Origin of the sequence: Alteromonas sp. K632G, from assembly GCF_017653625.1 — a bacterium.
GTDB classification, from domain to species: Bacteria; Pseudomonadota; Gammaproteobacteria; order Enterobacterales; family Alteromonadaceae; genus Alteromonas; species Alteromonas naphthalenivorans.
Map to the genome: position 1 here is coordinate 71,894 of NZ_JAGGDM010000018.1, position 23,647 is coordinate 95,540.

The following is a 23,647-nucleotide window of genomic DNA, read 5'->3' on the forward strand; positions in this document are numbered from 1 at the left end:
CTTTATTATTTCGCTTTCGCGCGACGTCTAAGCACATCTATACGTTTATCTAAGGGCGGGTGGCTCATAAATAATTCTGAAAATGCCGACTTACCCGAAATGCCAAAGGCCATCATGGTGCCATCTAACTGACTTTCACTGTTCGATTTTAAGCGCGTTAACGCCGCTATCATTTTCTGTCTGCCCACTAATTTGGCTGAGCCTGCATCGGCCCGGTATTCACGTTGACGAGAAAACCACATCACAATAATGCTAGCCAAAATGCCAAACAGCATTTCAAGTACAAACACAATGCCGTAATAAGCAAAGCCGCCTAATGCACTGCTTCCGTTATTACTGCCACGAGCAGCATTAGAGATAGCACCGGCAATTACGCGCGCTAAAAAGATAACGAAGGTATTCACAACCCCTTGAATTAACGTAAGGGTAACCATGTCGCCATTGGCAATGTGTGATACTTCGTGGGCAAGCACCGCTTCCGCTTCATCTTCGCTCATACCATTTAATAAGCCACTGCTTACGGCAACTAAGGCATTGTTCTTATTCATGCCGGTTGCAAAGGCGTTTATTTCAGGGGAGTCGTAAATTGCTACCTCTGGCATGCCAATACCCGCCTTTTTAGCTTGGGCAGAGACCATATTAATTAACCAGTGTTCAGTTGGGGTGGTGGGGTTATCAATCACCTGGGCACCCGTACTTCGTTTGGCAATCCATTTCGACATGGCTAATGAAATAAGCGCACCGCCAAAACCAAATACCGCAGAGAAAACTAATAGCCCAGTAATACTGCGATTATCAATACCAAAAGCAGCAAACACAATATTCAGCACAATACCTAGCACTAACACTACGGCTAAGTTGGTAACAAGGAATAAGAAAACCCGTTTCATATAATGTCTCAACAATAAGGTAAAAGGTTAAGGTAAAGAGCCCAGCAAAAGAACCAGTACAACAATTATATTATGGTGGCGAAATATGGCGCTTCAAAGAGGGAGGTAATAAAAAAGCCGATGATAAATACCATCGGCCTTGGTTAAGGGGGGCTTATATTAATGAGAGGTTACGTCTTGAGCGTTACCAAACCCCACTAGAATCCCCACACCCACCAACGCAATTACCGACCATATCAGCGTAGCCTTCGTGGCTTTTTCGCCCATAACCCAAGCAACGCCTAGCGACATTAACGCGCTGGTAGCGATTAAGGTTTGCACCACGGCAGCTTTCGCATAAGCAAAAGCAAACATTTGCAGGTAAATAGCGGCGGTAGTGCCTAATAAGGTAGCCAGTACAAACGCAGGCCAAACCCGTTGATTGGTTGCTAATACTGGCATCCATTTAGTGCGGGTAATCACAATTAAGGGTACGACAAAAACCATACCGCCTACCAAGCGCAAGAAGGCCGCGCTGGCAGCGTCTATATCACCACTACCTAGAATGTCGCGGCTAACCACAGCGCCTACGGCCTGGCATAATGCCGCCCCCACACCATACATATAGCCTGAGGTTGCGAATACGTGCGTGGTATTTCGCTTACGGGCTTTTATCACCATGTCGACCGACAATAGCACTACGGCAATACCCACCCACTGCTGCCAGGTTATCCATTCACCAATAAACGCCATAGCAAAAAGGGCAGTAAACAAAGGCGCTAGGGTTTCGGCTACTAATACCGCTTGGCTATCACCAATAGATTTTAATGCTTTAAAAAAGCAGGTGTCGCCAATACCAATGCCAATAAAGCCGCTTAATAACAGCCAAAGTACAGCGTTGGTTTCATAAGCATTTGGCTGCACTACCGCAATAACGACAGCCAAAATAGCAATAGAGATAAGGCCCTTCCAAAAATTCATGGTAAGAGGAGAAAACGCGTTGCCTGTGCCCCTAAACAAACGGGCGGCAATTGCCCAACAAAGTGCCGTTCCTAGTGCTGCGAATACACCCATTAGTAACCTATAAAATATGAAGCTTAGAAAAAAGAGCCGCTATGCTAAATGAAAGTGAATGCGTATGTTAGTAGATATTAAAGATTCCGAGTACAGAAAATAAGTTAACTAACTAAAAGTTAACGGAAACACAGCCAAGCTTGTGGCAATGTTATAGCACAAGGGCAAATAGCCTTGCCTACCTTAAACGTAATTAAAGAGTATAAAGAATGGATTTAAGCGGTATTAAAGGTGTTATTTTTGATTTAGATGGCACCTTAGTTGAGTCTAGCCTTAACTTCTCGCAAATGAGATCCGACATAGGCTGCCCGCAAGATGAAGACATTCTTACGTTTATAGACAATATGGTGTGTGAACAAGAAAAAGCGGGAGCCAACCACGCCATATTGCAACACGAACTAACCGACGCCCAAAACGCGAAATGGCTACCCCTTGGTAAGCAAATGGTAGATAAGGTTTTAGAGAATAACTTGCCCATAGCTATTGTTACACGCAACTGCCGAGAAGCCACTACCATTAAAATAGCCAACAACCGCATACCCATTGAGTTTGTACTTACCCGAGAAGATGCACCCGCCAAGCCCGACCCCACCGCATTATTACACATAGCCCAACACTGGCAGCTACAACCCGAAGACTGCCTGTATGTGGGGGATTTCATTTACGACCAATTAGCCGCCGAAAATGCCGGTATGCGGTGGTTGTTGGTGTAGTGAGTCTAGACCTATGCCTGGTGGGGTTGGATTTTCTGGTTCAATTTTATAACCCAACCCTGGAAAAGCCGCAAAAGAACTAATTCCACCATAGACATTAGTATAATCTTTCTCATCCAACTCTTGAATGTTTGTTTTTTGTTCGATATTCATAGTGTTTTACTCTTATAGTATTAATTATTATCGGTATTGCTAGTTCAGCAATTACAGAATAATAAATAACTATGAGCATTGAATATGAATATAGGGACATATAAATGAAATGGGTCAATCGCTCGTTTTTTGGCTCAATTGTTATTGTTTTGTTACTGGATTTCGATGTTTTTGCATCAGTCGGAAGTGAAAGCTTCCACGGGCGTAGCGTATTTGCGGGGACTCCCGCAGGGGTAATATGGGATATAGAGGTTGTTGATGAAGCTATATACCTTGCCGCAGAAAATGGCGTTTTTCAGATTGTTGGACAAGATACCCAAAAAGTAAATTATAACCAGTCTAATTTAGAAACAGGCATAATTTCAGATGTGGCTTATGAGCAAGGCTATCTTTGGGTTAGTGAGTTCGGGGTTGGTGTTTTTAAATACAATCTAAAGACAGGAGTATCAGAACAGTTTATTTCTGATTCCTCAGACTTAAAGAGTGTTTGGAATTTAGTTGTAACGCCTGACTATTTAGTAATCTCATTAATTAACGGTATATACGTTGTTAATAGAACAACGAGAGAAATACAACATTGGGCAGATGTAATTTCATCTAGATCTTTAGCTGGTGCCTATTCATTAGTGTCTGCAAATCAAACTAGCGTACACGCGATTTCAGAAACGTACCATATAGAGATAGATCTGACTGGTCAGAGTGTGAAGCTCAACCCTTTGACACAAGATTATCCCAAATTATCAAAGTTTACTGCTATTTCTTATTTTGGTTTCAAGCAATATGTAGGCGGACCTGAAGGTATCTACATAATAGATGAGCAAAAAAATACGAAAAGTTTTTATCCTTTTGATACAGCCTTAACAATAAGAAAGCCATTGAGCAAAATATTTATCGCTGACGAGAAAAATATCTGGATTGCTGCGGGCGGGCTATACAAAGTTATTGGGGATACTATTACAGCGATTGATTGGATGAATCCAATTATCACATCAGATGCGATACACTCGATAGTAGCAATTAATAAGTTAAGAAACGGAGGGTTGATTCTCGCATCAACACAGTTGGGATTGATTGCGTTGTCAGATTCTCAAAAGGCAGTTAACTATCTGAGTTTAAATGAAGTCCTCTACCAAAAAAATATTAGATCAGCAGGTACAACAAGGGAGGGAGTTGGATTTATAAAAGATGCTAGTAATAGCTATTTGTTGCAAACTAAAAATGGCTCGTTAACTCCCCACACTTTCAAAGCCGCGAAATGCCTAGATAGTTACGCAATTAAATTTGAAGAAATTTATTTGAAAGAGAGAGGGGAAATAAATTTCTGCTCAAACCCCTACAATCACATTATCAAGTTAAGTGATAATAAATACTATGCATATGCCCACACGGAAGATGGATGGAAATATTATCTAGCTGATGTAGCTTCAATTTTAGATGAATTTGATGCGCCCCCATTTCTCAAAAACTCTATTGTCTTATCTTCTGGCGAGCTAATGGGATACGACGTGAACAGTTCCATACATATTCAGTTGTCTAAGTTTAATTGGAAGGTGTTGCCTCCCTCAGAGACAGGTTGGAGCAGAATCACTTGTATCATAGAATTCAACGATACTTATTTGGTGTGCTCCTCTGGCAGTGGACTCAGTGAAATAGATAGTACTACTGGTGACATTTCAAAAAGTAAATTACTAGATAATCCCGATATTAGATTTGTTCGAGCGGGGCTTTTAAGTAGCAATGGAAATTTCTGGTTTACTACAAATATTGGACTCTTTCTTTATGATACAAGTGACGACAACTTGTATCAACTAGATAGCGAGAATGGTATTTGGGATGTCGACTTTGATTTCGGAGGAATTCACGAACTAAATGATAATATCGTTATCGAAGGAGATAGATTTGCTTATAGCATCAATGAGAAAGTAATAATCAAAAGTTTGAGTGAGGCAAACGTTGCACCAAAAATTTCTTTCCTCAAAGCCGAATGGCTCAATGAGAAGGGTGAGCTAGAGTCCTCATACCCTATTTTTTCTAACTCTGCGTTTACTATCGGTAGCGGCTATCAGACACTTAATTTCAGTGTCGCATCCAATAGCTACGTTGAAAGCTACAAACATAAACTAGAGTTTAGAATACTCGGGTATATTGAAGATTGGCAAACTCATAACGCATCAAGTATGAATTTGGCTATTTCTGATATTGGCTATGGTAATTTTGAACTGCAAGCTAGGGTACAGTCACCCCATAGTAATGTTGAAAACCCTATTAATTCCCTACATTTCAAAATAAATCCGCCATTCTATTTAAGTCGCTATGCCTACGTTCTGTATGCCATTCTTACGTTTCTCTGTTTATATTTGTACAGAAAAGGCTATCTAAAATTATTGGCTTTAGCGGTTATAAATACCTCGCTAGTACAGAAGGTATTAGGTAAGTACGGTGCTGAGCATAAGAATAAAATAGAAGCATTAGCGCAAAACAAAATTCGGCTTTTCAGCGATGTCTCGCACGAACTTCGCACGCCACTGCAACTCATTATGAGCGAGTTAGGTAATTCGAAGAAAAGTGAATTAGAGGAAGAAACGCTTAATATCTCGGCGTTAGTCCACAATGTTCAAAGAATGGAAAACTTATTAGATCAAGTGAACACGGTAGACAAACTGGGTACTTCAACGCTCGAAAACTTTAGGTTGTACTCTGTAGATGACATTAAAATTATAGCATCAAGTTTAGACTCATTAGTGAAAACAAAGCGCCAAGTACTCGATGTGAATACACGAGGGAGTGGCACTATTTCACTCTTAAAAGGTAGCTTAGAGTCGATTATTGGTAACCTCATTACTAACGCGGTTAAATTTACCGAAAACAATGGAGTAATTAAATTCTCTGCCGTTTTTGATGAAGATAATCTAACACTGAGCGTTAAAGATAATGGGAAAGGTATTGACGAATCTAACCATCAAGAAATTTTTAAACGTTACAAAAGAATAGATCCATCTCCCGAAGCAGCAGGCGAGGGAATTGGTTTGTCTTTAGTTAAAGAGTTGGTGGCTATGAATCAGGGCGAAATATCTGTCGACAGTTCGCTGGGCAAAGGTACCAGGTTTATTGTGACTTTCCCCATAGATGATATACAGCTTTTAAATAGTCAAAACGTAGATGAAAGTATTGATAGTAACTGGGAAGACAAGCCAGCTATCTTGTTAGTGGATGATAGCCGCCAACTTCGTAATCATCTTTTTAAATTATTCTCTTCAACCTATAAATGCCTTGTGGCTAGAGACGGCAAGCAGGCTCTAGATATTCTACAGATTCACCAAGTTAACCTAGTTATAACCGACCTTATGATGCCGGTTATGGGGGGGCTGAACTTTGTGGAAAAATTGCGTGATACTGATGCCTTACAATATTTACCTATTATCGTTTTAACGGCAAAAGTAGATGATGAATCGAAAGAAAGGGCATTGCAGGCGAATGTCGACTGTTTGCTTACTAAGCCTATCGCAGATGAAGAATTAATACTTAGAGTCAGGCATCTTGTAGCATTGAAGCGTACCCCATCAAACAATCTCTCGTCGTCAGACATGAATAAAAGCGAAGACAGCTGTATTTTATTGCCAGAACTTTCGTCAGAAAAAGATATGGCTTTTTACCTTAACTTTATCTCTGTTTTAGAAAAAAATTATCAAGATGAATATTTCACTAGAGATAAAGCTGCTGATTTATTACTAATAAGCCCCAGAAGTTTAAATCGAAAACTTTCAGAGCTATTCGACTACAACTTCAGCGAGTTTCTCTCGCGATTCAGAATCGACAAATCCAAAGCGCTACTAGCAGATGGTGCCTCAGTTATTTCGGTTGCTATAAGCGTAGGCTTTGCTGGGCCATCCTATTTCTCAACCACATTCAAACGTATTATGGGTATACCACCTAAACAGTATTCCAGCACATTAGTACAAGCTCACAGTGCCGAAAAGCAGATCTAACTACCAGCAATTCCTCCTAGGAAAAGTGAGGTTGAAGCGCATACATTAATTTATTTAACTAAATTTGCATTAATTGGTAATGCATTTGGCTGTTTTATATCTTAATTTCTTAGATGGTTTTTGTTGGCAAGTCATGGTCGTGCGAGATAGACTCATTGAATAGTTCTTTTGAGGAAGGTATACCATTGAGTGAAAACGACCCCCCAATTTATAACGCCCCATTTTCTCTAATTTATATAAGTTTAAGGCCCATCATGTATCGAAAAAACGCATATAGACATTACCCTAAAGTTTTAGGGGCTATGGTGCTATGGGCATTGGTAGTTTCCGTCGTTAAACTTATACCAATAGACTGGCTTAGAACAACATTGGTTGTATTAGCAACTGTTGTGACCTTTATCTATGGTTCTTTTTATATATCCAAAAATGACTAAACATAGATTTCAATCAACAAGTAATCATGGCTAGGGGTAATGTGTGCTAATAAAAGAATCGATTTTAAGTTTGAAAAAGTCGGTGTTATTTTCACTAATGGTCTTGTGGAGCGCGTTCTTCGGAATATCAGTTCTACTCAGTCAAGCTGATGCCACTATTTTTTGGATGAAATTGAACCACTTTATAGTTATCGTACTTTCGTTCATTTATTCAATTTTCTTCATTCTCATTGCAACATCTTCAAGCATACAAAATTTAGTTGTTCAAAATACAAGACGAAATCAATTTGATGAAAAAGTATTTTATTTTACTTCCTTTGTCTCTTTTGCCTTTTCAGCAACGACATTTTTTTTAAGTTTACAAGCAAAGTAGGTCGTTCCAAATTAGTGAGGGCTTAGCAGATGGTGCCTCAGTTATTTCGGCCGCTATAAGCGTAGGCTTTGCTGGGCCATCCTATTTCTCAACCACATTCAAACGTATTATGGGTATACCACCTAAACAGTATTCCAGCACATTAGTACAACCTCACAGTGCCGAAAAGCAGATCTAACTACCAGCAATTCCTCCTAGGAAAAGTGAGATTAAAGCGCATACATTAATTTCTTTAACCAATTCTGCACTTATTGGTAATGTGTTTGGTTGTCATTTTTCATTTTTTTATCTAGTTTTCGCTTTTTTAACGATTTCATTCTGCTTAATTTGTTAATAAATTTATAAATAATTCTCATTTGTATTTTTTATTTGTTAAATCTGGATTTGGTTGCAATATATTGAATTACAGGTGTTTTTGTATTTTCGCTTTTAAATGGTAAGTAGCTTAAAGTCTGTGATCTTACCTTTTGGTAAGCTATTTGTTAAAAGGTTGTGTTGATCTTATTGGTTTTTTGGTCAATCATTTTACATGTGGGTTGGATCATTGGTATTACCGGTTTGGTAAGCTTGGATTCTGGCTCATATCGAAAATTGAATTTCGTTTTTAGTCGCAGCAAATCTCGCTGGGCTTATTTTAATTGGTTTACTAAAACCGTTAATTACAGGACAAATTGCATGAACATCAGCACACGTAAAACATCGCTCTCTTTTTTAATAGGCACCGCGCTTACCTTAGCAAGTACATCATTTGTACACGGGGCGTCGGTATCCATCGACAACCCAGGGTTTGAAAACGGGTTTGATGGTTGGGCCGATACCGACCCTTCCGCTGTCTCTGGGAATGCCTACGCAGGAAGCAGTTCAGCTAAAATTTCTGGCACTAACGGTAAAGTAGAGCAGTACGTTGATGTTACGCCCAACACCGATTACACCCTAAGCGCCTATGTTAAAGGTGTGGGTAAAATTGGTGCCGATGTAAACGGCACTCGCTTTAACAGAACCGGTGGTGGCAGCGATTTTGAACCTGTATCGGTAAGCTTTAATTCGGGCTCTGCTACTTCCGTTAAAATTTATGCAAACTATTATGGCGGCGAAGGGCGGTTTGATAATTTCACGCTGGAAAGTGCTGGCTCTACAACACCTCCCGGTAATTCCACGTGTTCAGGGAATGACAACCTAAGCATTAGTACTGCAACCGACAATGGCACTAACGATGGGCATGGGCCGTTAAATACCATCGACAATGACTTAACTGACGAGTCCCGTTGGTCGTCCAACGGCACTGGCAAAACTATTACTTACGATTTAGGTGAAGTGGCTACGGTAAAAGCACTGCAAGTGAAATGGTTTAAGGGGAATACCCGAAGCTCGTTCTTCGATGTGCATACTTCTACCAATAACAGCAACTGGAACGCAGTGTTACTTTCAGGAGCGTCTAACGGTTCAAGTTCCGGTTATGAAACGCATGATGTTACCGATTCTGATGCGCGTTATGTTCGTATTACTGGGTTAGAGAATTCGGCGAATACCTGGAACAGCATTGTGGAAACCAACATTTATGGCTGTGGCGGTGATACTGACAACACGCCTGATCCAACGCCTACACCTACCCCAACTCCCGGCAATTTTGATATGAGTGATTGGGACATGGAAGGTGCCGATCCTCGTGTTGGCGACACCATGGAGTTTGATGCCCTTCGTGAGCAGCATGTTACGCCCAATGGCAATGGCTGGCGTCACGAGCTAAAAATTAAAGAAGAAAAACGGGTCGCAATGACCGCCGTGTTTGAAGACTTTCAAGCGAACATAAAAGTAGAAATGTCTGATGGTTCAAAGGCCATTGTTGCCCAGCATCATGCTAGCGACACAGGCACCATTATGAAATTATATGTTTCAGACACCAGTGAAACAGGCTTCACACCCACTAATGCTGGCGTAGAAAGTGACAGCGTTGCAAGCAACGGTATTTTTGATGTGTATGTTCGCCTTGCAAGAGAAGACGGTTCCGGTGAAGACAAGCAGTTATTAGGTACTATGGTAAGCGGCCAAAATTTCGATTTTAGAGTTATTAACGACCATGGTTATGTGACGGTTTCAGCGTTTGGCGAGTCTTTCTCTCGAACCATTGAAGACAGCACAGATTCTTACCTGAAATTTGGTAACTACTTACAGGCACAAGATCCTGAAACAAGAGAAGATGTAGACGACTCAGATGATTGGGCTGCGTTTTATGCCAGTGAAGGTATTACTGAAAGCCTTCTTACCTTTTCAAGCATTAACTACATTCGTGATGAAGACTAATACCTAGTTAAATACACGATTAAAAATAGAAGGGCGAAGCCAGTTGGCTTCGCTTTTTTATATATATCTTCTACGCTCGGCCAGAAACCCAATAAACATGAATGCAAATACAAAACCTGCACCTTGGTACTGCCAAGGCAGGTAGGCAATAATGTGGTGCAGAAAAGGGGCACCATAAAGGGTTAATGCGCCATAACCAAAGGCACATAGCACTACAAAAAGGCTAACCCGAAGTATGAAATGATAGGGAGCTAAAATACGCTTTATATGGCTATTAATAATATCGCCGTAAACCACTAAAATAGTGGCCATCAGCATGATGCTCATTTCAGCGTAATAAGGGCTTAACGTGCGGGATAAGGCACTGAACAGTTCGTTCATACTGCTTTACTCATGATAACGACACCTACAACATAAAGGTGGCGTTATCATAACGATATATACGGTTTTGCTAAAGCGCTTTGCTATAAAATACTTTGTTACACAGCCGTTTGATATATAGCGCTTTGTTACACGTACTTTGCTACAAAGTGCTGTTTAGCATACTTACCGCTTTGTAGCCTTGTTCGATGGTGGCAATGCGATCGCCGGTTTGATCCCGCTCCACAAATTTATGCTCAATTCCAGCCAGCTTTCCATTCGCAAAAATCGTTTCGAAGTCGATAACGCCGGTGCCCACATCGGCAAAACTACCGTCTGTCGCCATGTCTTTTACATGCCACAATTTAAAACGACCAGGGTATTGCTTAAAGTAATCTACGGGGTCTTTACCCGCTTTAACTGCCCAGTATAAATCTAGCTCCATAGACACTAAATTCGGGTCAGTTTCAGTAATCAGTACATCCAGTGGTATTTCATCATCACGTACTTCAAACTCGAAGTCATGATTGTGGTACGCAAGGGTAATATCGGCTTTGCTACACGCTTCGCCAATGGTGTTAAGTTTCTCAGCAAGCGCTTTGTAGGGCGCAATACCTTCGCCGCGCTGCGCTTCGCTAAGCCAAGGTACCACTAGGTATTTATGACCTACGGTTTGAGCATCTTCTAGCACTTGCTCTAAGTTATTATCGAAGTCATCTAGCTGAATGTGAGCAGACGGCGCCGTTAATCCTTCGCCTTTTAAAATAGTACTAATTTCTTTTGCGCTATGACCAAAGTAACCGGCGAATTCCAGTTCGTTGTAGCCCACCGCGCCCACTAACTTCAATGTAGCAGGTACGCTAACTTTCATGATGTCGCGAAGGGTATAAAGCTGCAGTCCAATACTGCTGCTGGCCATACCATTTAAAGACTTAGCCGTGTGTGAATGTGCAAGTACGCTGGGTATGGCGGCGCAACCTGCACCTATTGCCGCGGCTCGAATAAACTGCCTGCGGGTGAAGGTGGAAGTGGTAATCATAGCATTCTCCTTAACGCGCCATTATGCGCTGTTACACAATTCGGGCTGGGCCAGTACTGCCCCTAGCAATGAGTTCAAACGGCATAATAACTTTTGGTGCTTTACGAATTTTGCCGTTAATTACATCTATCAATAAGCTAACTGCCGTTCGGCCGAACTCTTCGGCTGGCTGGGCAATGGTGGTTAATGGTGGGTCGCAAAATGCCGAAAAGGCAATGTCATCAAATCCCGCGACTGATATATCTTCAGGTATACGCAGGCCAGCTTGTTTTAATGCTTGCATAGCACCTATTGCGGTTTCATCGTTTTCACAAAATACCGCAGTGGGCCTTTCTACTTGCTGGGCAATGGTTACGCCGGCGTTATAGCCTGCTTGAAGCGTGAAGTCGCCGGGAAATAAAAGATCTTCATCGAAGGCAATATTGGCGTCGTTTAAAGCATCTTTATAGCCCGATAATCTGTCTTGCGTAAGCGGGCTGGAGTGAGGGCCTTTTATCATGGCAATACGATTATGGCCCAAGCCTAACAGATGTTCGGTCATGGCTTTCGCTGCGGCACGGTTATCAAGCGACACAGTAGGGTAATTACCCTCATCAATTACTTCACAAGCATTTACCATGGGTAACAGGCCATTGTCGTTAATCATGCTGTTGTCGAATGGGTTTAACGCGCGTAATTGAATAAGTCCATCGGCCTGAGAGGTGCTAACCATTTTTGCGTAATGGCTTTCAATGTCAGGGTTACCTAATGTATTTGCCAGTAAAATGGAGTAGCCCAATTCGGCGGCCGTTTCTTGCATGCCGCTAATCACTCGCGCAAAAAATACATTCGCGACAGTAGGAACCAACACAACCAAGTTGTGGGTTTTTCCCGAACGAAACTTTACCGCCATTAAGTTGGGCTTGTAGCCCACAAGGTCTACTGCCGTCATTACTTTGGTACGGGTTTTCGGAGAAACGCGCTCGGGTTGTTGAAGTGCCCGAGACACTGTTGCCACCGATACGCCAGCGCTATCAGCAACGTCTCTAATATTTGCCATTTACTCGTGTCTTGTTTTCATTCGCACATTTGCGAACAGATTAGATTGATGTAACCGATATCATTTGGAATTTAGAATACGGATCTTTCTTAAAAAATCCAGTGCTAAGTGTATATTTTTTGTAAATGATTTTTGCGTCTCAACCCGTCAATTCGCTGTTTTAATGCAAAATACGTTTGTTTTAAGACTATTTAGCTTATCTTCTTAAACTTAAATTTAACAAAAAACGCTCAAATACATTGACAGACAAAAATGTAATCCGTTACATTTTAAATATAGTTACAATAATGCAACAAGTTTGTAGTGAGCAAGCTTGATACTGGTAACGTTTACTGGTTAAGCACTGCACCACAACAGGAGCTACGCAGCATGGCGAAAATGCAAAAAATAAGATTAGGAATGATTGGTGGTGGTGAAGGCGCATTTATTGGTGCGGTTCATCGCAACGCATTCGGGTTAGATGGCCAGTACGATTTGGTATGTGGAGCCTTTAGTCGCGACCCCAGCAACAATGAAAGCACGGCAGATAGTTTAGGTGTTGAACATAGCCGTACCTATGCCTCGTGGGAAGACATGCTAGAAAAAGAGGCTGCGCTTCCAGAGCAGCAACGCATGCAAGTGGTGTCTATTGTTACGCCGAACCATTTACACGTACCTATTTCAGTGGCCTCAATAAAAGCGGGTTTTCACGTGTTCTGCGAAAAGCCTGCTGGTGTTGGCTTAGGCGAAGTAAAAGATTTACAAGATTTACTCCATAGTACCGACAGATTGTACGGTTTAGCACACACTTACTTAGGCTATCCCATGGTGTGGCAAGCGCGCCACATGGTCCAAAGCGGCATGCTAGGTAACATTCGTAAAGTGTTTGTTGAGTACCCACAAGGGTGGCTGTCGGCAAATGAAGAAACCCACAACAAACAGGCCAAATGGCGTACCGATCCAAGTTTAGCTGGCGGCAGCGGCTGTATGGGCGACATTGGCACACACGCTTTTGGGCTTGCTGAGTTTGTTTTAGATGATGCTATAACGGCCTTGTGTGGTCAGCTATACACGCACATCGAAGACAGGCAGTTAGATGACGATGGCGCAGCGCTGATTAAAACCAAGAAGGGTGCTACTGGTGTATTGATTGCCAGCCAAGTGTGCGCAGGTGAAGAAAACGCCTTAAAGATAAAAGTATATGGCGATAAAGGCGGATTAGAGTGGCATCAAATGGAACCAAACTCTGTGGTATATCGCCCCATTGGCCAGCCATATCAAGTTTTCCGTGCAGGACTAGGACAACCCGGTTTGTGCGACGAAGCTGTTAATCGTTGCCGCATTCCAGGTGGGCACCCCGAAGGTTACCTAGAAGCCATGGCGAATTTATATAACGACTTTGCCACAGCTGTTCGTAGCGAATCAGACCAAACAAGCAGCAAAGCAAGTGGTGTACCTGGCATTAATTCCGGTCTTCGAGGAATGGCGTTTATAGATGCCATGTTGGCCAGTAGTGACAGTGAGACTAAGTGGGAAACCGTCAGCCCAGTTGGAACAGAATAAGTGGAGCATGTGGCAATGGAACAACAAGCAAACGAAGCAAAACCAATTAAAGGCCCTGCCGTCTTTTTAGCCCAATTTATGGGGAAAGAAGCCCCCTTCGATACACTTGAAAACATGGCCAAGTGGGCCGCCTCATTGGGGTATAAAGGCATTCAAGTGCCTACCGATCCGGCACTATTCGATTTAGAAAAAGCAGCAGAAAGCCAAGAATACTGTGACGAAGTTGCCGCTACCTGTAGGGCAGCGGGCGTTGAAATTACCGAGTTATCAACGCACTTGCAGGGGCAGTTGGTAGCGGTACACCCTGCGTACGATGAGCTATTTGATAACTTTGCGCCAGCACATTTACACGGCAACCCAAAAGCACGTACTGAATGGGCAGTGAACCAGCTTAAGTGCGCAGCTATTGCCAGCAAACGCTTAGGACTAAACGCCCACGCTACCTTCTCGGGTGCCTTGATGTGGCATTTGGTGTACCCATGGCCGCAGCGTCCTGCTGGGTTAGTTGAGCAAGGGTTTGCCGAGCTAGCCAAGCGTTGGTTACCTATTCTAGATGCCTTCGATGAGGCCGGGGTAGATGTATGTTACGAAATTCACCCAGGTGAAGATTTGCATGATGGCGCTACCTTCGAAATGTTTTTGGCCGCGGTAGATAACCATCCTCGTGCCAATATTTTGTTCGACCCTAGTCACTTTGTGCTGCAGCAGCTCGATTATCTCGACTTTATCGACAGATACCACAGTCGTATAAAAATGTTCCATGTGAAAGATGCCGAGTTTAACCCAAATGGCAGAAGTGGTGTTTACGGTGGTTACCAAGATTGGAAAGACCGCCCAGGACGTTTTCGTTCTCTTGGCGATGGACAAGTCGATTTCAAAGGCATTTTCAGCAAACTGACTCAATACGGATTTAGCGGATGGGCTGTGCTCGAATGGGAATGCTGTTTAAAAGATTCAGCGCAAGGTGCCGCTGAAGGTGCGCCTTTTATTGCTGAGCATATTATTCAGCCAACCCGCTACGCGTTTGATGATTTCGCTGGTGGCGAGGTAAGTGAAACAAAAAACAACCGCATTTTGGGCATAAGCGAATAACGCTGCCCCGCTGACACAGGATAATAAGAATATGATAACCCTACGTCTTAGCACGATGATGTTTTTACAGTTCTTTATTTGGGGCGGCTGGTTTGTCACCTTGGGAACGTACTTAGCCAGCACCTTATCGGCCAGTGGTAGCCAAACGGGAATGGCATTCTCTACCCAAAGTTGGGGCGCGATTATTGCGCCTTTTATTGTGGGGCTAATTGCCGATCGCTTCTTTAACGCTGAACGTATTTTGGGTGTGCTGCATTTGTGTGGCGCGGTGCTTATGTACATGATGTATCAGGCGGGTGATTTCACCACCTTTTATCCGTACGTACTAGGCTACATGATTGCGTATATGCCAACCCTTGCATTGGTGAATTCGGTGGCTTTTGGCCAAATGACAAACCCATCAAAAGAGTTCGGTAAAATTCGTGTGTGGGGCACCGTAGGCTGGATTGTTGCGGGCTTACTTATTAGCTATGTGTTTTCTTGGGATTCCGCATCAGCAATTGCTGATGGCATGCTTAGAAACACCTTTATGCTATGTGCAATAGCGTCGTTAGCATTAGGTATATTCAGCTTTACTTTACCTGCAACACCGCCAAAAGCGGCAGGCCAAGAGACTGGCTTGCGCGATGTGTTGGGGTTAGATGCGCTAGCGTTACTTAAAGATAAGAACTTCTTTATCTTCTTTTTATCCTCTGTACTTATTTGTATTCCTCTTGCGTTTTACTACCAAAACGCCAATCCGTTTTTAACCGAAATTGGTGTTGAAAATGCCACTGGGAAAATGACCTTAGGCCAGGTGTCTGAAGTGTTATTCATGCTTGCACTACCTGTGTTTCTAAACAAATTTGGCATTAAAGCTACCTTGTTAATTGGCATGGCTGCTTGGGTATTACGTTACGCCTTGTTCGCTTTTGGTAATGCAGACGAAGGGCTGTTTATGCTGATTGTGGGCATAGCCTTGCATGGTATTTGTTACGACTTTTTCTTTGTGTCTGGCCAAATTTATACCGATGCGAAAGCAGGCGAACGTATTAAAAGCGCCGCACAGGGGTTAATCACTTTAGCCACATACGGCGTAGGTATGCTGATTGGTTTTGCCGTAGCTGGAAAAATAACTGATGAGTACACCACGGCAACATCTCACAGTTGGCAAGATATCTGGCTATTCCCAGCAGGCTTTGCGGCTGTTGTATTAATTATTTTCTTGATGTTGTTTAAGTCAGAAAAGGTTAGCACCAATGCATAACGAAAGCAGACGCAGCTTGATAAAAGCGATGGCGCTGACGGGCGCTGGTGTATTAGCACCTTCAGCGTTTCATAGCGCACACGCGGGCAGTACAGCAGATATTAAGGCAAATCGAACAGAGAATGGCATGAAGCAATCATCGCTTAAAGGCAATATTAATCATTCTGTTAGTCGCTGGACATACGGCGATCTTTCCATAGAAGAGCTGTGTAATACAGTGAAAGAGCTTAACTTCTCGGCGATTGATTTAGTGGGGCCTGAAGATTGGCCGGTACTAAAGCAACACGGTATCGATTCTTCTATGTGCAATGGCGCTGAAATTAGCCTTGAAGATGGCTTCATTCACAGTGAGCTACACGACGAATTAGAAGCTCGATACTTAAAGCATATCGACCTTGTTGCTGATGCTGGCTATACCAACCTTATTTGTTTTAGCGGCAATGCCCGTGGAATGAGTAAAGAGGAAGGGTTAGATAATGCGGTGGCAGGTTTGCAGCGTATTTTACCTCATGCCCAGAAGCGCGGTGTGGTGATATTTATGGAGCTGTTTAATAGCAAAATAGACCACCCTGACTACATGGCCGATAGTTCAAAATGGGGTGTTCAGCTATGCAAACGCCTTGATAGTAAGCACTTTTCATTGCTTTACGACATCTATCATATGCAAATTAACGAAGGCGATATTATTCGCACCATTCGCGATTTTCATCCTTATTTTGGTCACTATCACACCGCCGGTGTGCCAGGACGAAACGAAATTGGTAGCACTCAAGAGCTGTATTATCCAGCCATTGCTAAGGCCATTTTAGAAACAGGTTTCGATGGGTATTTAGCGCAAGAGTTTATTCCAACACCAGATACAAAAGCAGGCAGAGTTGAATCGCTTAAAGAAGCGATCAGTATCTGCGACGTATGACTTTACAATCAAACACCATACATGAAGTGCGTGTTTAAGGGGACATAACATGGCAACGAACGAATACGATGCAATCGTAGTAGGTTCTGGTATTAGCGGAGGCTGGGCGGCCAAAGAACTCACCGAAAAAGGCCTAAAAGTACTCATGCTTGAGCGCGGTAAAAACATCGAGCACATTAAAGACTACAAAAACGCACACAAAGAGGCGTGGGACTACCCACATCGCGACCTGCCTACACAGGCGATGAAAGTAGATTACCCTGTACTTAAGCGAGACTATCCGCTCAATGAATCTACCAAAGGCATGTGGGCGAACGAAGTAGAAAACCCTTATGTAGAAGACAAACGCTTTGATTGGTATCGAGGCTATCACGTCGGTGGGCGTTCGCTTACTTGGGGGCGACAGAGTTACCGATTAAACAAAGCTGACTTTGAAGCGAATGGTAAAGAAGGCGTAGCGGTAGATTGGCCTATTCGTTATGAAGATGTAGCCCCTTGGTATGACTACGTAGAAAAGTTTGCTGGTATTAGCGGAAACCGTGATGGTTTAGACGTATTACCCGATGGCATCTACCAGCCTGCTATGGCGCTAAACTGCGTTGAAAAAGACGTGGCTGCTCGAGTGCAAAAAGCCTATAGCGGTGCTCGCCATATTATTTCCGGTCGCACCTCAAACATGACAGAGCCGAAGCCAGAACACGGACGTGCAAATTGTCAGTACCGTAATAAGTGCTGGTTGGGCTGTCCATTTGGTGGCTATTTCAGTACGCAGTCTTCAACGCTTCCAGCAGCAATGAAAACCGGTAACTTAACGCTTCGTCCTTTCTCTATTGTAAAAGAAATCTTGTTTGATAAAGACAAGAAGCGCGCCACTGGCGTTGAAATTATTGATGCTGAAACCAACGAAACATACGTTTTCAAAAGCAAAATCGTGTTTGTGAATGCCTCTGCATTCAATTCATCGTGGTTGCTTATGAACTCTGCCACCGATGTATGGGATGGCGGTTTAGGTAGCAGCAGCGGTGAATTAGGTCATAACGTGATGGATCACCATTTCCGGGTAGGTGCGTCAGCGCAAGTTGAAGGCTACGACGACAAGTATACATATGGTCGCCGTCCAAGTGGCTTTTATGTTCCGCGCTTTAGAAATTGGGGCGATGACAAACGAGACTACTTGCGTGGGTTTGGTTATCAAGGTGGCGCTAGCCGCTCAGGCTGGCGACAAGATGTGGCCGAGTTAGGTGTTGGTGCAGGCTTAAAAGAGGCTATGTCAGAACCCGGTGGCTGGACAATAGGCATGACTGCCTTTGGTGAAATGTTGCCTGACCATTCAAATCGCATTTATCTGAACAAAGAAGTAAAAGACAAATGGGGTTTGCCCGTACTCGCGATGGATGTTGAGATAAAAGAAAACGAACTGAAAATGCGTAAAGACATGCAGCAAGACGCCATAGATATGTTTGAGGCTGCTGGGCTTAAAAGCGTGAATGGCTGGGATGCAGACTACGCACCAGGCATGGGTATACATGAAATGGGTACTGCACGTATGGGCCGAGATGCTAAAACCTCAGTGCTAAACGGTCACAACCAAGTATGGGACGCGCCCAATGTTTTTGTTACCGACGGTGCATGTATGACATCGGCAAGTTGTGTAAACCCATCACTTACCTATATGGCACTTACCGCTCGCGCGGCTAGCTTTGCCGTAGAAGAGTTAAAGCGGAGGAACTTGTAATGGAACGTAGAGACCTATTAAAACTCATTGCTACCGCCACAGGTACTGCCCTTGTGGGTGGTAAAGCGCTTGCTTACGACATTGTTGCCCCTGTGCCTTTGTCTGAAACCGGGTTTTCAAAGGAAGATGTGGCTCTCATTAACGAAATGGCGGAAGTCATTATTCCGCAAACTGATACACCTGGAGCAAAAGCCGCCAATGTCGGCTTGGTTATTCCGGTGATTGTTGCCGATTGTTATACCCCGAAGTTACAAAAAGCATTTAAAGAGGGCATTAAGGCAATTAATGTTCGTAGCAATGAAGCATTTAAAAAAGACTTCCTGCTATTAAGTAGTGCGCAGCGCGAAACCTTGTTTACAACATTAGATACAGAAGCGAAAGCCGCTAATTTAGCTGAGGGTATTAGCAACGGTATTCCAACAGCAAAACCGAGCCAATGGGAGCCCGGCAATGAAGGCCCGCTCCCGCACTATTTCACGTTACTGAAACAACTTACTTTGTATACCTTTTTCACTTCGCAGGTAGGGGCTACCAAAGTACTGCGCTATGTGGCCATTCCCGGTTACTACAATGGTGAACTGCCTTACAAAAAAGGTGACAAAGCGTGGGCGACCTAAGGCTTTCACGTAAAAATAAATTAGCTGCGAAACCAAATACATAGTGCAACGAAAATAAATAGTGCAGCGGAAAATAAATAGTGCAGGGAAAATACATGAAATTACATAAACACGGATTGCCTAAACTGGCGACCAACACAGCCTTTTCTTTAAAAGCGGGCGCTCAAATAGCATTAGCTGCTTTATTAGCAACATCAATAGCACCTTTGGCTTTTGCTGAGAGTGTCGAGCAACTAGAGCGCGCTGAACGCGAAAAACAAGCAGCGAAAACAGAAGTGTGGGAGCCAGTACCTGCAGTGGTAAGTGCTAAAAAGAACGAGCTTCCTTCTGACGCTATCCCTTTATTAACAAGCGATATGTCAGCGTGGGCGTCGGTAAAAGGTGGTGACGCCAAATGGGATTTCGCAAACGGTGAGCTTACGGTAAAGCCGGGCGCAGGCGATATTAAAACCAAACAAGGTTTTTGTGACGTGCAGCTTCACGTAGAGTGGAAAGTACCGCAGCCAGAGCCTGGTATGGAAGGGCAGCAGCGAAATAATAGCGGGATTTTCTTTCAGCAACGCTATGAAGTTCAGGTGCTAGATTCTTACAACAATGCCACTTACCCAAATGGGCAAGCGGGCAGTGTGTATAAGCAGACTATTCCGTTAGTAAACGCTATGCGCGCACCTGGTGAATGGCAAGAATACGATATTATTTTTAAAGCGCCGGTATTCGATGGTGACTTGCTTGAATCACCAGGGTACGTAACCGTTATTCACAACGGCGTGGTGGTGCAAAACCATGTAGAGATTCAGGGCACTACCGAGTGGATAGGTGCACCTAAATATAAAGCCCATGGTTGTGAGCCTATTCAGCTTCAAGATCATGGTAACTTAGTCAGCTTTAGAAACATGTGGGTGCGAGAGCTGTAAGTAATAAGCGCAAGTTTTTTGCTGATAAACAGCGAAGCGCTATATAACAATCAGTACATACTGCCAGCAGGTTTTCATGATAAACCTGCTGGCAGTTTTTTATTAGCATCTTTATAAATTTTTAAAGCGCCTTGTCTTCCCAATCAGTGAAGTATTGCACCAAATAATCAATGGCCATTCGAACCCTAAGCGGCATGAAGCGTTTGTTCTGATATACAATCCAACTGCTTGCCCCGTCGCCCCAGTAAGGCTGTAATATAGGCTGTAGTCTTCCCGCCTCAACGGACGCACTAAACGTGCTTTTAGGCATATAGCCAATACCCAAACCCTGCTCACACGCGGCAAGTACGGCATTCGCGTTATTACTGCGCCAGCGGCCTTTTACTTTTATATTTTCCTGCACACCATGGTTTGAAAATTTCCATACATCGTTGTTAGAAATAACGCAGCTATGTTTTTTCAATTCACTGGGGTGGGAAGGTTCACCACATTGCGCTAAATAATCGCGGGTGGCAACGGCCATCATGGGCCTTTCAATCAGTTTACGTGCTATTAAACTTGAGTCGGCTAGTTCTCCATAGCGAATAACAAAGTCTACATCGTCTTCCACAAAGTTAACCATGCGACTATTAAAGTCCATATCAATGGTTAACTCTGGGTGTTCTAAAGCAAATTGCATTAATGCGGGTGCCACGGCGTGCTCGGCAAACCCGCCTGCGGCGCTTACTCGAAGAACGCCCTCAAGTGTTACCTGTTGAAGGCTAACCTGCTCATTGGCTTGTTGAAGGCCAATAAGCAAGTCTTTAGCGTGCTGGTAATAAAGTGCGCCGTTTTCGGTTAAATTCACTTGGCGGGTAGAGCGAGCCAATAAAACACAGCCAACTCGCTCTTCAAGACGAGCAACTTGCCTGCTGATATGGCTGGTACTGCAACCTAGCTGTTTCGCTGCAGCTGAAAAGCCTTTGCGCTCGGCTACCGCTACAAATTCTATAATGCCTTCAAAGCTTTCCATCGAAACTTTCCATTTATTTAACTTCGCGGTGTTGTAGATTCATTTTGCGTTTTAGAGATTATCATTGTTGCTGTATGGCAATAGTGATTTAACTATTTCGCATATTATCAAGTTATCAGGGATATTCTATAGTGTATACACATGATTACTACGGCGCAGCTAATGTGCCTTACGCATAGGAAGAAACCATGAAAAAGATACTTATCCCAGTAACGAACCATGCAACACTAGGAACTACTGACCAAGCGAACGGTACTTATTCGCCGGAGATCACCCATGCAATCGATGTTTTTAATAAACACGGCGTAGATTACGATATCGCGTCTATCAATGGTGGTGCTATTCCTATTTATGGTACCGACATTGAAGGCGACGATGTTAATGCCGCCGTGTTAAACAACGAAGACTTCAAACAGCGCACCAGCAACAGCATGCGTGCGTCAAACGTGAACATTGATGAATATGATGCGGTGTTCTATCCAGGCGGCTTTGGTTTATTGTCAGACTTAGCAAGCAACGAAGACTTTGCCAAGTTGTCTGCTGCCCATTATGAAAATGGCGGTATTATTGGCGCGGTTTGCCACGGCCCTGCAGCACTGTTACCTATTAAGCTTAGTAATGGCGAAGACTTAATTGCGAGCAAAGCAATTACCGGTTTCACCCGCGAAGAAGAAGTGGATTACGGCACTATTAACGATATTCCGTTTTTACTTGAAGAAGCGCTAGCCCGTAAAGCGGCTAAATTCAGTAAAGTTCAGCCATGGAATGTACATGTGATTGAAGATGAACGCGTTATCACGGGTCAAAATCCAGCAAGTGCTCATGCGGTTGCAGAAGCTATAGTTAGCCATCTAAATAGCTAACTACCTAAATGGGTATTTAAGTAAGATTGATGAGGCGTTTAAAACGCCTCTTTGTATATCTGCGCGATATCTTGTTTGCTTAGTACTCTTGGGTTGTTGCGTAATAACCTAGTCACCTTGCTCGCTTCTTCTGCCAACAGGGGAATGGCATCGTCGCTAATATCAAAATCACGCAGTGTGGCGGGGATCTCTACAGTTCTGCACAGCGCTTCAATGGCATCCACTACCTGATTAGCAATCTCTAACTGACTTTTATTGGCAACGGGTAAATGTAAAAAGCCCGCCACATCAACAAAGCGCTGCTGGCATGCCCCTATATTCCAGCGCATAACATGGGGCAACATAACCGCATTGCTCATACCATGAGATAAATGAAAGCGACCGCCAAGCGGATAAGCAAGCGCATGCACGGCGCCAACTCCCGCGTTACCAAACGCTAACCCTGCCATTAAACTTCCGGTTGCCATGTCTTCCCGTGCTTTAACATCGTGGCCGTTTGCATAGGCGAGAGGAAGCGAGTGAAAGATAAGTGTCATCGCCTTGCTGGCCAACGCGTCAGTAATAGGGCTGGCATTAACGGACAAGTAGGCCTCAAGCGCATGCACAAATGCATCTACCCCACTGGCGGCAGTAATGTGTTTTGGGCAGCTTAATGTCATTTCAGGCGTGACAATGGCCACATCGGGTAACAGGTAGTCACTTACAATGCCTTTTTTAACGTGCGCAACAGGGTCGGCCAATATGGCAATATTAGTGACTTCTGAACCCGTGCCCGCCGTGGTGGGAATGGCAATAAGGGGTAATGCGCGTCCTGCAACCAAGTTCTCGCCAAACAAGTCTGCAATATTCCCCGTGTAATCAAACGTAGCCGCAAGTACTTTAGCGCTGTCTATTGCGCTACCACCGCCAACGGCAATAATTCCGTCTACCTTATGTTGTTTTAGTCGAGCAAGCCTTTGCTCAATAATGCTTATTTCAGGTTCAGGAGGAATATCGTCTATCACAATAGGGCATTCGCAATTCAGCACATTGGTAACATGGCTAAGTGCACCAGATTGGCTTACGCCCTTATCGGTAATAATGGCAGGTGCTTTTATATTCAATCTTGAAAGCTCATGAGCAAGGCTCGCTAACGCCCCTTCACCTGTAATAAGTTTATTGGCTGATTTGAAGACCGACACCTGCATTGTACACCTGCTGAAAAAACTGAGCCTGATGGCAATGTAATGGGAATAGCATGTGTTTACAAATTAGTAACAATGATAATGGTAGAAAAAAGAAATGATTTGAGAAGTGTATTTAAGAGACTAATAGATATAAAAAAACCGCAAACAACGTTTGCGGCTCTTTAGTCGTGGCTCTAATAGTC

General features: G+C 43.5%; 19 protein-coding genes. 11 read left to right on the top strand and 8 right to left on the bottom strand.

Translation table 11 applies throughout. The features are described from left to right. Positions 1-5 precede the first annotated feature (5 nt). Together htpX and J5X92_RS16620 are read right to left on the bottom strand one after the other, a co-directional pair. Positions 6-890 (bottom strand): protease HtpX, encoded by an 885-nt coding sequence (gene htpX, locus J5X92_RS16615; RefSeq protein ID WP_208806147.1) that lies wholly within the window; start codon positions 888-890, stop codon positions 6-8. 159 nt (positions 891-1,049) lie between these two features. Then, the gene (locus tag J5X92_RS16620) at positions 1,050-1,943 is read right to left on the bottom strand and encodes a DMT family transporter (RefSeq protein WP_208806148.1); all 894 of its coding nucleotides are present in this window, start codon (positions 1,941-1,943) and stop codon (positions 1,050-1,052) included. A 209-nt stretch (positions 1,944-2,152) separates the two neighbouring features. On the opposite strand from J5X92_RS16620, the gene J5X92_RS16625 reads away from it, so the two are divergent. Further along, positions 2,153-2,656 carry an HAD-IA family hydrolase gene (locus tag J5X92_RS16625; protein WP_208806149.1) on the top strand — a complete coding sequence of 168 codons (504 nt, stop codon included), beginning with the start codon at positions 2,153-2,155 and terminating at the stop codon, positions 2,654-2,656. On the opposite strand, the gene J5X92_RS16630 is transcribed toward J5X92_RS16625, so the two are convergent. Next, on the bottom strand, positions 2,615-2,809 hold the full coding sequence (locus J5X92_RS16630) for a hypothetical protein (RefSeq protein ID WP_126872408.1): 195 nt from the start codon (positions 2,807-2,809) through the stop codon (positions 2,615-2,617). The genes J5X92_RS16625 and J5X92_RS16630 overlap by 42 nt on opposite strands. Positions 2,810-2,913: 104 nt before the next feature. On the opposite strand from J5X92_RS16630, the gene J5X92_RS16635 reads away from it, so the two are divergent. Together J5X92_RS16635 and J5X92_RS16645 are read left to right on the top strand one after the other, a co-directional pair. Beyond that, a complete protein-coding gene (locus tag J5X92_RS16635; RefSeq protein WP_208806150.1) occupies positions 2,914-6,795 on the top strand; it encodes an ATP-binding protein in 3,882 nt (1,293 codons plus the stop codon). A 1,482-nt stretch (positions 6,796-8,277) separates the two neighbouring features. Beyond that, positions 8,278-9,903, top strand: a complete 1,626-nt coding sequence (locus tag J5X92_RS16645) for a polysaccharide lyase family 7 protein (protein ID WP_126872999.1) — start codon at positions 8,278-8,280, stop codon at positions 9,901-9,903. A gap of 57 nt (positions 9,904-9,960) precedes the next feature. On the opposite strand, the gene J5X92_RS16650 is transcribed toward J5X92_RS16645, so the two are convergent. The 3 genes from J5X92_RS16650 to J5X92_RS16660 all read right to left on the bottom strand — a co-directional run bounded on the left by J5X92_RS16650 (position 9,961) and on the right by J5X92_RS16660 (position 12,341). Then, the gene (locus J5X92_RS16650) at positions 9,961-10,284 is read right to left on the bottom strand and encodes a DUF3392 family protein (protein ID WP_126872998.1); all 324 of its coding nucleotides are present in this window, start codon (positions 10,282-10,284) and stop codon (positions 9,961-9,963) included. Positions 10,285-10,426: 142 nt separating this feature from the next. After that, complete coding sequence (locus J5X92_RS16655; RefSeq protein WP_126872997.1) at positions 10,427-11,302, bottom strand: sugar phosphate isomerase/epimerase; 876 nt, start codon at positions 11,300-11,302, stop codon at positions 10,427-10,429. Positions 11,303-11,333: 31 nt separating this feature from the next. Further along, complete coding sequence (locus J5X92_RS16660) at positions 11,334-12,341, bottom strand: LacI family DNA-binding transcriptional regulator (protein ID WP_126872996.1); 1,008 nt, start codon at positions 12,339-12,341, stop codon at positions 11,334-11,336. 378 nt (positions 12,342-12,719) lie between these two features. Between J5X92_RS16660 and J5X92_RS16665 the strand changes: the two genes are divergently transcribed. From J5X92_RS16665 to J5X92_RS16695, 7 genes are all read left to right on the top strand, one after another. After that, on the top strand, positions 12,720-13,883 hold the full coding sequence (locus J5X92_RS16665; RefSeq protein ID WP_126873003.1) for a Gfo/Idh/MocA family oxidoreductase: 1,164 nt from the start codon (positions 12,720-12,722) through the stop codon (positions 13,881-13,883). Between the two features lie 15 nt (positions 13,884-13,898). Then, positions 13,899-14,975 carry a sugar phosphate isomerase/epimerase gene (locus tag J5X92_RS16670; protein ID WP_208806151.1) on the top strand — a complete coding sequence of 359 codons (1,077 nt, stop codon included), beginning with the start codon at positions 13,899-13,901 and terminating at the stop codon, positions 14,973-14,975. Positions 14,976-15,006: 31 nt separating this feature from the next. Then, entirely contained in the window at positions 15,007-16,221 is a 1,215-nt protein-coding gene (locus J5X92_RS16675; RefSeq protein WP_126872994.1) for a nucleoside permease, read from the top strand. Continuing rightward, the gene (locus J5X92_RS16680; RefSeq protein WP_126872993.1) at positions 16,214-17,137 is read left to right on the top strand and encodes a TIM barrel protein; all 924 of its coding nucleotides are present in this window, start codon (positions 16,214-16,216) and stop codon (positions 17,135-17,137) included. Before J5X92_RS16675 ends, J5X92_RS16680 begins: the two co-directional genes overlap by 8 nt. Before the next feature lie 49 nt (positions 17,138-17,186). Continuing rightward, positions 17,187-18,872: a GMC family oxidoreductase gene (locus J5X92_RS16685; protein WP_126872992.1), complete on the top strand. Its 1,686-nt coding sequence runs from the start codon at positions 17,187-17,189 to the stop codon at positions 18,870-18,872. Beyond that, complete coding sequence (locus J5X92_RS16690; protein ID WP_126872991.1) at positions 18,872-19,489, top strand: gluconate 2-dehydrogenase subunit 3 family protein; 618 nt, start codon at positions 18,872-18,874, stop codon at positions 19,487-19,489. The genes J5X92_RS16685 and J5X92_RS16690 overlap by 1 nt, the downstream gene beginning before the upstream one ends. A gap of 95 nt (positions 19,490-19,584) precedes the next feature. Continuing rightward, the gene (locus tag J5X92_RS16695) at positions 19,585-20,403 is read left to right on the top strand and encodes a DUF1080 domain-containing protein (RefSeq protein ID WP_126872990.1); all 819 of its coding nucleotides are present in this window, start codon (positions 19,585-19,587) and stop codon (positions 20,401-20,403) included. Positions 20,404-20,524: 121 nt separating this feature from the next. On the opposite strand, the gene J5X92_RS16700 is transcribed toward J5X92_RS16695, so the two are convergent. After that, positions 20,525-21,415, bottom strand: a complete 891-nt coding sequence (locus tag J5X92_RS16700) for a LysR family transcriptional regulator (protein WP_126872989.1) — start codon at positions 21,413-21,415, stop codon at positions 20,525-20,527. A 188-nt stretch (positions 21,416-21,603) separates the two neighbouring features. Between J5X92_RS16700 and J5X92_RS16705 the strand changes: the two genes are divergently transcribed. Beyond that, entirely contained in the window at positions 21,604-22,278 is a 675-nt protein-coding gene (locus tag J5X92_RS16705; RefSeq protein WP_126872988.1) for a type 1 glutamine amidotransferase domain-containing protein, read from the top strand. A gap of 38 nt (positions 22,279-22,316) precedes the next feature. Here the strand turns inward: J5X92_RS16705 and J5X92_RS16710 are convergent, their stop codons facing one another. Beyond that, entirely contained in the window at positions 22,317-23,465 is a 1,149-nt protein-coding gene (locus tag J5X92_RS16710; RefSeq protein ID WP_208806152.1) for an iron-containing alcohol dehydrogenase, read from the bottom strand. Positions 23,466-23,647: the final 182 nt, after the last annotated feature.

Bases quoted from the DNA above. Each gene is read 5' to 3' on its own strand.
- J5X92_RS16620 (WP_208806148.1), bottom strand. From the start codon at position 1,943: ATGGGTGTATTCGCAGCACTAGGAACGGCACTTTGTTGGGCAATTGCC.
- J5X92_RS16690 (WP_126872991.1), top strand. From the start codon at position 18,872: ATGGAACGTAGAGACCTATTAAAACTCATTGCTACCGCCACAGGTACT.
- J5X92_RS16665 (WP_126873003.1), top strand. From the start codon at position 12,720: ATGCAAAAAATAAGATTAGGAATGATTGGTGGTGGTGAAGGCGCATTT.
- J5X92_RS16630 (WP_126872408.1), bottom strand. From the start codon at position 2,809: ATGAATATCGAACAAAAAACAAACATTCAAGAGTTGGATGAGAAAGAT.
- J5X92_RS16625 (WP_208806149.1), top strand. From the start codon at position 2,153: ATGGATTTAAGCGGTATTAAAGGTGTTATTTTTGATTTAGATGGCACC.
- J5X92_RS16660 (WP_126872996.1), bottom strand. From the start codon at position 12,341: ATGGCAAATATTAGAGACGTTGCTGATAGCGCTGGCGTATCGGTGGCA.
- J5X92_RS16670 (WP_208806151.1), top strand. From the start codon at position 13,899: ATGGAACAACAAGCAAACGAAGCAAAACCAATTAAAGGCCCTGCCGTC.
- J5X92_RS16645 (WP_126872999.1), top strand. From the start codon at position 8,278: ATGAACATCAGCACACGTAAAACATCGCTCTCTTTTTTAATAGGCACC.
- J5X92_RS16705 (WP_126872988.1), top strand. From the start codon at position 21,604: ATGAAAAAGATACTTATCCCAGTAACGAACCATGCAACACTAGGAACT.
- J5X92_RS16655 (WP_126872997.1), bottom strand. From the start codon at position 11,302: ATGATTACCACTTCCACCTTCACCCGCAGGCAGTTTATTCGAGCCGCG.
- J5X92_RS16700 (WP_126872989.1), bottom strand. From the start codon at position 21,415: ATGGAAAGCTTTGAAGGCATTATAGAATTTGTAGCGGTAGCCGAGCGC.
- J5X92_RS16680 (WP_126872993.1), top strand. From the start codon at position 16,214: ATGCATAACGAAAGCAGACGCAGCTTGATAAAAGCGATGGCGCTGACG.
- J5X92_RS16710 (WP_208806152.1), bottom strand. From the start codon at position 23,465: ATGCAGGTGTCGGTCTTCAAATCAGCCAATAAACTTATTACAGGTGAA.
- htpX (WP_208806147.1), bottom strand. From the start codon at position 890: ATGAAACGGGTTTTCTTATTCCTTGTTACCAACTTAGCCGTAGTGTTA.
- J5X92_RS16695 (WP_126872990.1), top strand. From the start codon at position 19,585: ATGAAATTACATAAACACGGATTGCCTAAACTGGCGACCAACACAGCC.
- J5X92_RS16650 (WP_126872998.1), bottom strand. From the start codon at position 10,284: ATGAACGAACTGTTCAGTGCCTTATCCCGCACGTTAAGCCCTTATTAC.
- J5X92_RS16675 (WP_126872994.1), top strand. From the start codon at position 15,007: ATGATAACCCTACGTCTTAGCACGATGATGTTTTTACAGTTCTTTATT.
- J5X92_RS16685 (WP_126872992.1), top strand. From the start codon at position 17,187: ATGGCAACGAACGAATACGATGCAATCGTAGTAGGTTCTGGTATTAGC.
- J5X92_RS16635 (WP_208806150.1), top strand. From the start codon at position 2,914: ATGAAATGGGTCAATCGCTCGTTTTTTGGCTCAATTGTTATTGTTTTG.